The following is a 12,831-nucleotide window of genomic DNA, read 5'->3' as shown; positions in this document are numbered from 1 at the left end:
AGCACTCTCCTGAGTGCCGCTCCGGGCTCTTGTTCGAGTGCCGGACCGCCGCGCTCCGTCGCTCGACGGATGTCCCCGGCGGGGCGTCGCGCTAGCGTGGACGGCATGAGCGAGCCCGCCGTCGACCAGCAGGAGGAACGCCCGGTCGACCCCTACGACGCCGAGTGGCGGCGTCCGGCCGCGACGCCGTCGGAACAGCGATCCGACATCATCCTCGCCATCGCCCTCGGCGTCGGCACCCTCCTCAGCCTGACGCTGTACACGATCGCCGGGTTCTACCCCGAGCCCGCACCGATGTGGGCGTCCGTCCTCTGGGCGATCGGCATCACCGCGCCGCTCGCGTTCCGTCGCCGCTTCCCGTGCTCCGTCTCGATCGTCGTCGCCGTCATGTTCATCGTGGGCGGCACGGTGCTCGTACCCGAGGTCCTCTTCACGAACATCGCCCTGTTCCTCGCGATCTACACGGTCGGGGCATGGGTTCCGAACCGACGTCGCGCTGCGCTCGTCCGCGTGCTCATCATCGTCGCCATGTTCGTCTGGCTGCTCGTCTCCATGTTCATCCAGGCGACCGACCCCGACGCGCTGCCCAGCCTCTCCCGGGTGGGGCTCTTCTCGCCCCTCGTGGCGTTCATCCTCATCCAGATCCTGACGAACATCCTCTACTTCGGAGCCGCGTACTTCTTCGGCGAGCGCGTGTACCAGTCCTCCCGGGAACGGGCGGCGCTCGAGCAGCGCACGGCCGAGCTCGAGGCGGAGCGCGCCCGGTCCGCCCGCCAGGCGGTCGCCCTCGAGCGGGTGCGGATCGCGCGCGAGCTGCACGACGTCGTCGCCCACCACGTCTCGGTCATGGGGGTCCAGGCCGGCGCCGCGCGCACCGTGCTCGATGCCGACCCGGCCGCCGCGCGGGATGCGCTCACGAACGTCGAGCTCGGCGCACGGAGCGCGATCGACGAGCTGCGCAAGATGCTCGGCACCCTCCGCGCGCACGGCGAACCGACCGACGAGGAGAGCAGCCCGTCGACCGTCGGCGTCGGCCAGCTGGGCCGGCTCGCCGACGAGTCGACGGCGAACGGGCTGCCGACGAGGTTCGAACTCGTGGGCACACCGGTCCCGATCCCGGCCGTCGTGTCGTTCAACCTGTACCGGATCGCGCAGGAGGCGCTCACGAACGCCCGCAAGTACGGCGGTACCACGGCGACGGCCGAACTCAGGCTCCGCTATCTGGACGACGCGGTCGAGCTCGAGGTCACGAACACGGGGACCGTCCCGACGGTGGCCCGGCGCGGTGGGCTCGGACTCATCGGGATGCGGGAGCGCGTGGCGTCGTCCGGTGGCGTCCTCGAGGTCGGGGCACGAGCCCGCGGCGGCTTCCTCGTCCGGGCCGCCATCCCGCTCGGCCGGCCGGGCGACCAGGCGATGGAGCCCGTCGCCGCGTCCATCGCCGACGCCCGCCTCGCCTCCGCCGCCGCAGGACGACCCCAGACCACCACCACGAAGGACCAGGCATGACCGAGCAGCCCACCCGCATCCTCCTCGTCGACGACCAGGAGCTGCTGCGTGCGGGCTTCCGCATCATCCTGGGCTCGCAGCCCGGGATCGAGATCGTCGGCGAGGCGTCGGACGGCGCCGAGGCCGTCGCGCTCGCAACGACGCTCGCGCCGGACGTGATCTGCATGGATGTCCAGATGCCGGGCATGGACGGCCTCGAGGCCACCCGTCGGATCGTCGCGGATCCGGACACCAACGCCGCCGTCCTCATCCTCACCACCTTCGACCGCGACGACTACCTGGCCGAGGCGCTCCGTGCCGGTGCGAGCGGGTTCCTCCTGAAGAACTCCTCGCCGGAGGAACTCGTCGCCGCGGTCTCGGTGGTCGCGGGCGGGGAGGCGCTCCTCTCGCCGGCGGTCACCCGCCGGGTCATCGAGGGGTTCACCAGGCAGGCCCCCGCCGTCGAGGACGCCGTGGAGGATCGCACCGTCCCGGCCGGACCGACGACCGGCGCCGAATACGGGCAGCTGACGGAGCGCGAGCGCGAGGTCCTGCAGCTGGTCGCCCAGGGCCTGTCCAACCAGGAGATCGCGACCACGCTCTTCGTCGGCGAGGCGACCGTCAAGTCGCACGTCTCGAAGGTGCTGCAGAAGCTCGCCCTCCGTGATCGCATCCAGGCGGTCATCTACACCTACGAGCACGGGCTGGCGTCGCCGCGCAGCTGAGGGTTCGCTCCGTCTCCGCGCAACCCCGTCGGTCGGTCGGATGCGAGGAGTAGCGTGACGACCATGGAATTTCGATACCTCGGCAACAGCGGACTCAAGATCTCAGAGATCATCTTCGGCAACTGGCTGACCCACGCCTCGCAGGTGGAGAACGACGTCGCCACGGCGAGCGTTCGCGCCGCCCTCGACGCCGGCATCACCACCTTCGACACGGCCGACGCCTACGCGAACACGGCGGCTGAGCAGGTGCTCGGCGACGCCCTCAAGGACGAACGACGCGCGAGCCTGGAGATCTTCACGAAGGTCTACTGGCCCACCGGCCCGAAGGGGCACAACGACGTCGGGCTGTCGCGCAAGCACATCATGGAGTCGATCGACGGTTCGCTCACGCGTCTCGGCACCGACTACGTCGACCTCTACCAGGCCCACCGCTACGACAGCGAGACGCCCCTCGAGGAGACGATGCAGGCCTTCGCCGACGTCGTCCGGGCGGGCAAGGCGCTCTACATCGGCGTGAGCGAGTGGAACGCCGAGCAGCTGCGCGCCGGCCACGCCCTGTCCAAGGAGCTGGGCTTCCAGCTCATCTCGAACCAGCCGCAGTACTCGATGCTGTGGCGGGTCATCGAGGAGGAGGTCGTCCCGACCTCGCGCGAACTCGGCATCTCCCAGATCGTCTGGTCGCCGGTGGCGCAGGGCGTCCTCAGCGGCAAGTACCTCCCGGGCGCAGAGCTCCCGCAGGGCAGCCGGGCCACCGACGAGAAGGGCGGCGCCGACACCATCAAGCGCTTCCTCGACGACGAGGTGCTGACGGCCGTCCAGCAGCTGAAGCCCATCGCCGACGAGCTCGACCTCACCATGGCGCAGCTGGCGCTCGCCTGGGTGCTGCACAACGACAACATCGCCGGTGCGATCGTCGGGGCCTCGCGTCCCGAACAGGTCACCGCGAACGCCGCCGCGGCCGGTGTGAAGCTCGACGACACGGTCATCGCCCGCATCGACGAGGCCATCGGCTCCGTCGCCGAGACCGACCCCTCGAAGACGGTCTCCCCGGAGTCCCGCCCCGCCTGATCCAGCGCTCGGCTGGTCCACGACGCCCGGTATCCCCCACTCGACGGAGAAGGGGACCGGGCGTCGTCGCGTCAACCCGTCCTACGGCGGATGCCGGTGGCACACCACGCCGCGTAGCGTGATCGTCATACCGGGAGAACCCGACGCAGGACACTCGGTCCAGCACGCAGATCACAGGAGGCGGCCGATGCTCGAACTCAGCCACATCGACAAGTCGTACGGCGAGCGGAAGGTGCTCGACGACGTCAGCTTCCAGGTCGCCCCCGGCCGCATGACGGGGTTCGTCGGCGGGAACGGCGCCGGCAAGACGACGACGATGCGCATCCTGCTCGGTGTCCTCGCCGCGAACGCCGGAACCGTCACCCTCGACGGCACCCCGCTCACCCCGGAAGACCGCCGCCGGTTCGGCTACATGCCGGAGGAGCGCGGCCTCTACCCGAAGATGCGGGTCGAGGAACAGCTCGTCTACCTGGCCCGCCTCCACGGGTTCACGACCCACGCCGCCAAGCGCAACGCCGGCGAACTGCTCGAGCGCCTCGGCCTCGGCGAGCGCCGGAACGACGCCCTCGAGAGCCTGTCGCTCGGCAACCAGCAGCGGGCGCAGATCGCCGCGGCGCTCGTCCACGACCCGGACGTCCTCGTCCTCGACGAGCCGTTCTCGGGCCTCGACCCGATGGCGGTCGACGTGGTCGTCGGGGTGCTCAGCGAGTTCGCCGCAGACGGCTCCCCCGTCCTGTTCTCCAGTCACCAGCTCGACATCGTGGAGCGCCTCTGCGACGACCTCGTGATCATCGCCGGTGGCAGGATCCGCGCCTCCGGCTCGCGCGAGTCCCTCCGCGAAGCCCACGCCGGCAACCGCTACGAGCTGCTCACCGCGGCCGACACCGGCTGGCTGCGCGAGCGTCCGGGCATCTCCGTCGTCGACTTCGACGGTGGCTACGCCCTCTTCGACGCCGACGACGCCCAGGCGGCGCAGGCCGTGCTCCGTGAGGCGCTGACCCAGGGCGACGTCACGAGCTTCGCCCCCCTCCGACCCACCCTCGCCCAGATCTTCAAGGAGGTCATCCAGTGACCACGGCAACCGAGTCCCCGATCCAGCCCGCCGGTCGTCGTCGCTCCGGCCCGGCCTCCCCCAGCCTCGTGCAGAGCATCGGTCTCGTCGCCGAGCGCGAGGTCAAGATGCGTCTGCGCAGCAAGACCTTCCTCATCTCGACGGGCATCCTGCTCCTCGTGATCCTCGCCGGCATCGTCGTCGGTGGGTTCCTCGCGAAGAACACCGCCTCGGAGACCACGAAGGTCGCGGTCGTCGGGAACGCGGGTGCGGGACTCGTCGACGGCAAGACCTTCGACGTGACCGAGGCGACCGACGTCGCCGCAGCTGAGGCCCTGGTGAAGTCGGGCGACGTCGAGGCGGCGATCGCACCGGCCACCGACGACAACCCCACCGGCGTCCAGGTGATCTTCGACTCCGAGGCCTCCAACACGCTCATCATGCAACTGAGCGCGCAGCCGCAGGTCACCATCCTCGATCCCGACGCGGACGGCTCCGCGGGCTTCCTGCTCTACATCGTGTCGCTCGGGTTCGGTCTCGTGTTCTTCGTCTCCGCCACCACCTTCGGGGCGTCGATCGCGCAGAGCGTCGTCGAGGAGAAGCAGACCCGCGTCGTCGAGATCCTCATGTCCGCCATCCCCGTGAAGGCGCTCCTCGCCGGCAAGGTGCTCGGCAACAGCATCCTGGCGTTCGGGCAGATCCTGGCGATCGCGGCGCTGTCGGTGATCGGGCTGACGGTGACGGGCCAGACAGAGCTGCTCGCCGGCCTCGGGACCCCGGTCGTCTGGTTCGTGGTGTTCTTCGTGCTCGGCTTCATCCTGCTGGCGGCGCTGTTCGCCGCTGCCGGATCGCTGGTGTCACGTCAAGAGGACATCGGTTCGACGACGACCCCGATTACGATGCTGATCATGATCCCGTACTTCGCCGTCATCTTCTTCAACGACAACCCGGTGGTGATGACGATCATGTCCTACGTGCCGTTCTCGGCAGCCGTGGGCATGCCCGTCCGTCTCTTCGTCGGCTCGGCGCAGTGGTGGGAGCCGATCCTGTCCCTGCTGATCCTCGCGGTCACCGCGGCGCTCGTCATCCTCGTCGGCTCGCGGATCTACGAGAACTCGCTGCTGAAAATGGGTGGTCGGGTCAAACTCTCGGAAGCGCTCAAGGCATGAGCGGGCTCGGCGGGATCGACGAGGTCTTCAACCCGGGTGCATTCGAGGCCAAGCAGTTCCTCGACGCCGAGCAGCGCCTCCCCGCGCCGGCCCCGCTCGCGGGCGATCCCGCGGGCGACATCTACGGCGACGAGCCCATCGTGCTCGACCTCGTGGACGAGGACGAGGAGGACCAGGACGCCCGGCTGACGCCCGAGCAGGCCGCCGCGCTGGCGTCCGAGCAGCCGGCTCAGTCCTCCGCCGAAGACGAGGAGCAGGCCGCAGTCGCCTCCTCGATCGCCGTGCACGCGCTCGCCTACGAGCACGCGCTCGCGCAGGAGACCCCGGACGCGGAGCCGGAGCCCGGTGCGCACGCCGACGTCGACGCCGCGATCGACGCCGTGCCCGAGGAGGTCGTCCCCTCCTCCGACGGCCCGCGTCACGCCGCCGACTGACCTCGTTTCTCGGTTCACAATTCAGGAGCGCCTCGGCGCGTCCCCGCCGACACGCAAGGTGCGGGGGCGCCACGCCCGGGCGCTCCTGAATTGTGAACATGCTCGAAGGCGACCCGAGCACGCAGGAAGTCGGCCCGCGATGCACGGAAGCTGCGTGTGGCATGCGCGAGGATGGATCAGTGACCGACTCTCTGCATGACACCAGCATCCGTGGCTTCGCCTCCGACAACTACTCCGGCGTCCACCCCGAGATCCTCGACGCTCTCGCGGCGGCCAACGGTGGCCACCAGATCGCCTACGGCGAGGACGACTACACCCGTCGGCTGCACGAGGTCTTCGCCGATCACTTCGGCCGCGACGTCGCCGTGTTCCCCGTCTTCAACGGCACCGGAGCGAACGTCGTCGGTCTGCAGTCCATGCTCCCGCGCTGGGGTGCCGTCATCTCGGCGTCGACCGCGCACATCAACTCCGACGAGGGCGGCGCGCCGGAGCGGGTCGGTGGCATCAAGCTCCTGACGGTCGACGCCCCCGACGGCAAGCTCACGCCCGACCTCATCGACCGCGAGGCGTGGGGCTGGGGCGACGAGCACCGTGCACAGCCGCTCGTCGTCTCGATCACGCAGACCACCGAGCTCGGCACCCTGTACACGCCCGAGGAGATCCGCGCGATCGCCGACCACGCGCACGGTCACGGCATGAAGCTGCACCTCGACGGCGCCCGCATCGCCAACGCCGCCGCAGCCCTCGGCGTCCCGCTGCGCGCGTTCACCGCCGATGCCGGCGTCGACGTGCTGTCCTTCGGTGGGACGAAGAACGGGCTCATGTTCGGCGAGGCCATCGTCGTGCTCGAACCGTCGGCGTCGGAGGGCCTCGTCTACCTGCGGAAGCTCAACATGCAGCTGGCGTCCAAGATGCGCTTCGGTGCGGCGCAGCTCATCGCCCTGCTCGAGCCGGCGGCCGACGGTGGCGACGGGCTCTGGCTCCGCTCCGCGACCCACGCCAATGCGATGGCCGCGCGCCTCCGCACCTCCCTCGAGGCCCTCATCGCCGCCGGTGAGGCACCGGGACTCGGCTTCAGCCAGCCGACCCAGGCCAACGCGGTGTTCGCGACCCTGCCGGCGGGCGTCCCCGACCGCTTGCGCGAACGCTTCCGCTTCTACGACTGGGACGCCGCGAAGGGCGAGGTCCGCTGGATGTGCTCGTTCGACACCACGGAGGACGACATCGACGCGTTCGTCGCCGCGATCCGCGAGGAACTCGCCCGCGCGTAGCGGCCGGTCACGATGACGGCGGGCCTCTGCGCGTCGACCCCCGATATGGCAAGGTTGGAGATCGGGCTTCCAACCGGATGAGAGAGACGGTCATGCACTATCAGTCGACGCGGGGCCACGACCTGCCCCAGCACTTCTCGGACATCCTCCTCGGCGGGCTCGCCCCGGACGGCGGCCTGTACCTCCCGGCCGAGTACCCGCAGCTGACCGCTGACGAGCTCGAGTCGTGGCGCGAGCTGTCCTATGCCGACCTCGCGTTCGCCGTGCTGTCGAAGTTCGCCGACGACATCCCCGCAGCCGACCTCCAGGACATCACCCGTCGCACCTACACCGCCGAGGTGTACTCGAACGGCCGCGCCGGCGACGACGCCTCGCTCATCACCCCGCTGCGCGCCCTCGGCGAGGAGGGCGGCACCGAGCTGCAGCTCCTCGGCCTCTCGAACGGCCCGACGCTCGCCTTCAAGGACATGGCGATGCAGCTGCTCGGCAACCTCTTCGAGTACACACTCGCGAAGAGCGGCGACGAGCTCAACATCCTCGGCGCGACGTCCGGCGACACCGGGAGCGCGGCCGAGCACGCCATGCGCGGCAAGACCGGCATCCGGGTCATCATGCTGAGCCCGCACGGCCGCATGAGCAGCTTCCAGCGTGCGCAGATGTTCAGTCTCCAGGACGACAACATCGTGAACCTCGCCGTCGAGGGCAACTTCGACGACTGCCAGGACATCGTGAAGGCCGTCTCGAAGGACGCTCCGTTCAAGGCACTCCACGCCGTCGGTACGGTCAACTCGATCAACTGGGCCCGCGTCGTCGCGCAGGTCGTGTACTACGTGCACGGCTGGCTGCTCGCGACGGACGGCCCGGGCCAGAAGGTGTCGTTCTCGGTGCCGTCCGGCAACTTCGGCAACGTCTGCGCCGGGCACATCGCCCGCTCCATGGGGCTCCCGATCGACCAGCTCGTCGTCGCGACGAACGAGAACGACGTCCTCGACGAGTTCTTCCGCACGGGCGTGTACCGCCCGCGCTCGGCGGCCGAGACGCACCACACCTCCAGCCCGAGCATGGACATCTCGAAGGCGTCGAACTTCGAGCGCTTCCTCTACGACCTCGTCGGTCAGGACGCGACCCGCCTCGGGGAGCTGTTCCGGTCCCTCGACGAGGAGGGCGGGTTCGACCTCTCCGGGACGCCCGAGTTCGAGCGGATCATCGAGTTCGGCTTCGTCTCCGGTCGCAGCACCCACGCCGACCGCGTCGCCACCATCCGCGACGTGCGCGAGCGCTACGGCGTCACGATCGACCCGCACACCGCCGACGGCGTCACGGTCGCCCGTCGCCACCTGCGCGAGGGCGTGCCGATGCTCGTGCTCGAGACCGCGCTTCCGGCGAAGTTCGCCGAGATCGTCCGCGAGGCGCTCGGCGAGGAGCCGGAGCGTCCCGAGGCGTTCGAGGGCATCGAGGGGCTCGAGCAGCGCTTCGAGATCGTGCCGGCCGACGTCGACCGCATCAAGGCGATCATCGTGGAGCACACCGGCCGCTGACCCACCCCGGTCCCTGAGCCTGCCCCGGTCTCTGAGCCTGTCCCGGTCCCTGAGCCTGTCGAAGGGCACCGTGCTGTCGACACCGCGTCGGGTCCGGCGGGAAGCACGGAGGATAGGCGTCCGGCGTCCCTGAGCCAAGCCCCTGCGACGTCTCGGCGTCCGGCCTACGCTGCCGTCATGAGCACTCCCATGGATCCAGCAGCAGCAGACGCCCAACGCGAAGCCCTCGCCCACGGCGGCCCGGGCGCCCAGGCACACGTGCCCGGCGAGGACCAGACCGACAGCTCGGTCGGCGGTGTCGTGCCCGACGGCGGTGCGGTCGACCGCTCGGCCGACGACGCGGCCCCCGGTGACGGCGGCCTGAGCAACGCCGGCGACGGCGTCGGTGGTGACGACGTCGTCGGCGACGCGGGTCTGGACGACGACTCGGACACCGAGGACGCCGTCGAGGACCTCGACGACCAGGACGACCTCGCCGACCGCGCTCCCGTCGGCGACAGCTTCGGCGAGGGCCCGGAGTAGCGCTCGGTCCCTGAGCCTGTCGAAGGGCGCTCGCGCTCAAGTCACCCCGGTCCCCGAGCCTGTCGAAGGGCACTCCCGCTCAAGTCGCTCCGGTCCCTGAGCCTGTCGAAGGGCGCTCCCGCCCGAGCCACCCCCGGTCCCTGAGCCTGTACGAAGGGCACTCCCGCCCCAGCCACCCCCGGTCCCTGAGCCTGTCGAAGGGCGCTCCCGCCCCAGCCACCCCCGGTCCCTGAGCCTGTACGAAGGGCACTCCCGCCCCAGCCACCCCCGGTCCCTGAGCCTGTCGAAGGGCGCTCAGGGGATGAGGATGAGCTTCCCGCTCGGGTGACCCGACTCGCTCTCGCGGTGCGCCTCGGCGGCCTCGGCGAGAGGCCGGACGGTGCCGAGCTCGAAGCTGAAGCGCCCCTGTTCGACGAGGGACGCGACCGCCGGGATCGCCTCCGCCCGCCAGGCCTGTTCCTGCGACGTGAGCGGGAGCGGGTTGCCGCCGGACCACGCTTGGATCCCGAGGCCGGCCGCCTTCGCACCGACGACGATCGTGCCGATGTGCTGCCGGTCCTCGACCAGCTCGAACGAGGCCTCGAGCGCCTCGTCGGTGCCGACGGCGTCGAGCACGCGGTCGACGCCCTGCGGGGCCGCCTCGCGCACGCGCTCGACGAGCCCGGGACCGTAGGTGACGGGGATCGCCCCGAGCTCCCGCAGGCGTGCGTGGTTCCCCTCGCTCGCGGTGGCGACGACGGTCGCTCCCCACGCCACGGCGAACTGCACGGCGGCGTGCCCCACCGAGCCCGATCCACCGTGGATCAGGAGGGTCGTCCCCTCGGTCACGCCGAGCGACCGGAGCGCCTGGTAGGCCGTGCTCACGGGGATGCCGATCGCCGCCGCCTCCTCGAAGGAGATGGCCGCCGGTTTGCGGATGATCTGGTCGGGCGTGACGACGACGTGGGTCGCGTACGTCCCGGAGGCGTTGACGACGACGACCTCGTCGCCGATCGACCAGCCCTCGACCCCGTCGCCGACCTCGACGACGACCCCGGCGCCGTCGCTCCCGACGCGTCGGGTGCCCTGCAGCTCGCCGCCGCGGACACCACTGCGGAGCTTCCAGTCGATCGGGTTCACGCCCGCGGCGCGCACCTCGACGACGAGTTCACGGGGGCCCGCCTGAGGCGTCGGCACCTCGACGAGTTCGAGGACGTCGGCCGAGCCGAGTTCCTGGTACTGGATGACGGTCGCCATGTCGTTCCCTTCCCGAGATGCGCCTGCGCACCCCTGATCGACGTCCGCCACGCATCGCGGCGGCCCTTCGAGGCTACTCCCGACGCTCCTCCACAGCCCCTCGGAACCTTCGGACCGTGACGCCGCATGACCCGCGGATGGCACCGGCACCGGCCTCCCGCGTAGCGTTGCAGCATGCCTCCCACTGATGGATCGACGTCCGCAGCGCCCGCCGCCACGATCGCGAACCTCCTCGCCGAGACGCGCAGCTACGCCCCGCCGACCGACCTCGCCCAGACGGCGAACGTCGGCCCGGAGGAGTGGGCTCGCGCGGCCGCCGACCCGGTGGCGTTCTGGGAGGAGCAGGCCCGACGCCTCGACTGGGTCACCCCGTGGGAGACGGCGCACACCTGGGACCCGGCTCGGCCGGTCGAAGGGTCCGACCCATCGGACCCCGAGCCCGAACTCACCGTCCCCGCCGCCATCTGGTTCGCCGGGGGGACGCTCAACGTGGCGGTCAACTGCGTCGACCGGCACGTCGACGCCGGACGAGGCGACAAAGTGGCCCTCCACTTCGAGGGAGAGCCGGGCGACCGCCGCTCCATCACCTACGCCGAGTTGCAGCGCGAGGTCGCGAAGGCGGCCAACGCCCTGACGGCACTCGGCATCGGCCAGGGCGACCGCGTCGTCATCTACCTGCCGGTCATCCCCGAGACGGTCATCGCCACCCTCGCCGTCGCCCGCATCGGCGCCATCCACTCCCTCGTGTTCGGTGGGTTCTCGGCCGAGGCGCTGCGCTTCCGGGTGGAGGACACCGAGGCGAAGCTGCTCATCACCACCGACGGCCAGTACCGCCGGGGTACCGCCGTCCCCGTCAAGCAGAACGCCGACGCCGCCGTCGACGGTGTGCCGTCCGTCGAGCACGTGCTCGTCGTCGCACGCACGGGCGACGAGACGCCGAACGTGCCCTGGACCCCCGGTCGCGACGTCTGGTGGCACGACACCGTGGGTGTCGCCGCCGACACCCACGAGCCCGAGGCGTTCGATGCGGAGAACCCGCTCTTCATCATCTACACGAGCGGCACCACCGGGAAGCCCAAGGGACTCGTCCACACGTCAGGCGGCTATCTCACGCAGGCGTCCTGGACCCATTGGGCGATCTTCGACGCCAAGGACGACGACGTCCACTGGTGCACCGCCGACCTCGCCTGGGTCACGGCACACACCTATGAGATCTACGGTCCGCTCTCGAACGGGCTCACCCAGGTGATCTACGAGGGAACGCCGAACACCCCGCACCAGGCGCGGCACTTCGAGATCATCGAGCGCTACGGCGTGACGACGTACTACACGGCGCCCACGCTCATCCGGACCCTCATGACCTGGTTCCCCGAGGGGCCGCCCGCCGAGTACGACCTCTCGACCCTCCGGCTCCTCGGCACCGTCGGTGAGGCCATCAACCCCGAGGCCTGGATGTGGTTCCGCGAGCGCATCGGGCGCGGCGAGACCCCGGTCGTCGACACCTGGTGGCAGTCGGAGACGGGGTCGGCTGTCATCGCACCGCTCCCCGGCGCGACCACGATCAAGCCGGGTTCCGGCAGTCGCGCACTCCCCGGCCTGGAGGCGCTGGTCGTCGACGAGGACGGCGAGACGGTGCCGTACGGATCCGGCGGGTATCTGGTCGTCAGCCGCTTCGGGCCGTCGCTCGCGCGCACCGTCTGGGGCAACCCGGAACGCTACCGCGATTCGTACTGGGCGAAGTACTGGAAGCAGGGCTACTTCTTCTCCGGCGACGGCGCGAAGTGGGACGAAGACGGCGACATCTGGGTCCTCGGGCGCGTCGACGACGTCATCAACGTCTCGGGCCACCGCCTGTCGACCATCGAGATCGAGTCGGCCCTCGTGTCGCATCCCCACGTGGGCGAGGCCGGCGTGGTCGGCGTGCACGACCCGATCACGGGGAGCGCGATCGCCGCGTTCGTCATCCCGTCCTCGCGGTCCCACGGGCCGGAGGCGGACGGCGAGGCGTACTGGTTGGAGCGCTCTGCGGCACTCCGCGAGGCCCTGCGGTCCCACGTGGCGAACGAGATCGGCCCGATCGCGAAGCCTCGCGACGTCTTCGTGGTCCCAGACCTCCCGAAGACCCGCTCGGGGAAGATCATGCGGCGTCTGCTCGGCGACATCGTCGACCAGCGGGCCCTCGGCGACACGACGTCACTGCAGGACGAAGCGGCCCCGCACCGGATCGCGGAGATCGTCACTGCTGCACGGACCCCTCGAGCCCGGGAATAGCGCCCCGATCGATGCAGTTGCATCCATCGTCAACGGCGACGCAACCTCTGTCCACTTC

At 70.4% G+C, this 12,831-nt stretch carries 11 protein-coding genes; 10 read left to right on the top strand and 1 reads right to left on the bottom strand.

All coding sequences use genetic code 11. The features are described from left to right. The first annotated feature begins 105 nt into the window (after positions 1 to 105). The 9 genes from IFR14_RS04860 (at position 106) to IFR14_RS04820 (ending at position 9,266) form a co-directional block, all read left to right on the top strand. Positions 106 to 1,509, top strand: coding sequence for a sensor histidine kinase (locus IFR14_RS04860; protein ID WP_191940433.1), 1,404 nt, complete (start codon positions 106 to 108; stop codon positions 1,507 to 1,509). Continuing rightward, entirely contained in the window at positions 1,506 to 2,213 is a 708-nt protein-coding gene (locus IFR14_RS04855; protein WP_191940432.1) for a response regulator, read from the top strand. Before IFR14_RS04860 ends, IFR14_RS04855 begins: the two co-directional genes overlap by 4 nt. Positions 2,214 to 2,276: 63 nt before the next feature. Then, complete coding sequence (locus IFR14_RS04850; RefSeq protein ID WP_191940431.1) at positions 2,277 to 3,281, top strand: aldo/keto reductase family protein; 1,005 nt, start codon at positions 2,277 to 2,279, stop codon at positions 3,279 to 3,281. A 187-nt stretch (positions 3,282 to 3,468) separates the two neighbouring features. Then, entirely contained in the window at positions 3,469 to 4,353 is an 885-nt protein-coding gene (locus IFR14_RS04845; protein WP_137242383.1) for an ABC transporter ATP-binding protein, read from the top strand. Next, a complete protein-coding gene (locus IFR14_RS04840) occupies positions 4,350 to 5,501 on the top strand; it encodes an ABC transporter permease (protein WP_342365641.1) in 1,152 nt (383 codons plus the stop codon). Before IFR14_RS04845 ends, IFR14_RS04840 begins: the two co-directional genes overlap by 4 nt. Then, a complete protein-coding gene (locus IFR14_RS04835; RefSeq protein ID WP_191940430.1) occupies positions 5,498 to 5,935 on the top strand; it encodes a hypothetical protein in 438 nt (145 codons plus the stop codon). Before IFR14_RS04840 ends, IFR14_RS04835 begins: the two co-directional genes overlap by 4 nt. A 161-nt stretch (positions 5,936 to 6,096) precedes the next feature. Further along, on the top strand, positions 6,097 to 7,206 hold the full coding sequence (locus IFR14_RS04830; protein WP_175116455.1) for a threonine aldolase family protein: 1,110 nt from the start codon (positions 6,097 to 6,099) through the stop codon (positions 7,204 to 7,206). A gap of 92 nt (positions 7,207 to 7,298) precedes the next feature. Next, positions 7,299 to 8,744, top strand: a complete 1,446-nt coding sequence (gene thrC, locus IFR14_RS04825; protein ID WP_191940429.1) for a threonine synthase — start codon at positions 7,299 to 7,301, stop codon at positions 8,742 to 8,744. A 177-nt stretch (positions 8,745 to 8,921) separates the two neighbouring features. After that, entirely contained in the window at positions 8,922 to 9,266 is a 345-nt protein-coding gene (locus tag IFR14_RS04820) for a hypothetical protein (protein ID WP_191940428.1), read from the top strand. A 294-nt stretch (positions 9,267 to 9,560) separates the two neighbouring features. On the opposite strand, the gene IFR14_RS04815 is transcribed toward IFR14_RS04820, so the two are convergent. Further along, positions 9,561 to 10,502, bottom strand: coding sequence for an NADP-dependent oxidoreductase (locus IFR14_RS04815; RefSeq protein WP_191940427.1), 942 nt, complete (start codon positions 10,500 to 10,502; stop codon positions 9,561 to 9,563). Between the two features lie 174 nt (positions 10,503 to 10,676). On the opposite strand from IFR14_RS04815, the gene acs reads away from it, so the two are divergent. Next, the gene (gene acs / locus IFR14_RS04810) at positions 10,677 to 12,773 is read left to right on the top strand and encodes an acetate--CoA ligase (protein WP_191940426.1); all 2,097 of its coding nucleotides are present in this window, start codon (positions 10,677 to 10,679) and stop codon (positions 12,771 to 12,773) included. Positions 12,774 to 12,831: the final 58 nt, after the last annotated feature.

Source organism: Plantibacter sp. CFBP 8775, assembly GCF_014839505.1.
Taxonomy (GTDB): domain Bacteria; phylum Actinomycetota; class Actinomycetes; order Actinomycetales; family Microbacteriaceae; genus Plantibacter; species Plantibacter auratus.
Note: the sequence above shows the minus strand (reverse complement) of the source record. Positions and strands in the feature narration are given on the sequence as shown.

Bases quoted from the DNA above. Each gene is read 5' to 3' on its own strand.
- IFR14_RS04830 (WP_175116455.1), top strand. From the start codon at position 6,097: ATGCGCGAGGATGGATCAGTGACCGACTCTCTGCATGACACCAGCATC.
- IFR14_RS04855 (WP_191940432.1), top strand. From the start codon at position 1,506: ATGACCGAGCAGCCCACCCGCATCCTCCTCGTCGACGACCAGGAGCTG.
- IFR14_RS04845 (WP_137242383.1), top strand. From the start codon at position 3,469: ATGCTCGAACTCAGCCACATCGACAAGTCGTACGGCGAGCGGAAGGTG.
- acs (WP_191940426.1), top strand. From the start codon at position 10,677: ATGCCTCCCACTGATGGATCGACGTCCGCAGCGCCCGCCGCCACGATC.
- IFR14_RS04835 (WP_191940430.1), top strand. From the start codon at position 5,498: ATGAGCGGGCTCGGCGGGATCGACGAGGTCTTCAACCCGGGTGCATTC.
- thrC (WP_191940429.1), top strand. From the start codon at position 7,299: ATGCACTATCAGTCGACGCGGGGCCACGACCTGCCCCAGCACTTCTCG.
- IFR14_RS04860 (WP_191940433.1), top strand. From the start codon at position 106: ATGAGCGAGCCCGCCGTCGACCAGCAGGAGGAACGCCCGGTCGACCCC.
- IFR14_RS04815 (WP_191940427.1), bottom strand. From the start codon at position 10,502: ATGGCGACCGTCATCCAGTACCAGGAACTCGGCTCGGCCGACGTCCTC.
- IFR14_RS04850 (WP_191940431.1), top strand. From the start codon at position 2,277: ATGGAATTTCGATACCTCGGCAACAGCGGACTCAAGATCTCAGAGATC.
- IFR14_RS04820 (WP_191940428.1), top strand. From the start codon at position 8,922: ATGAGCACTCCCATGGATCCAGCAGCAGCAGACGCCCAACGCGAAGCC.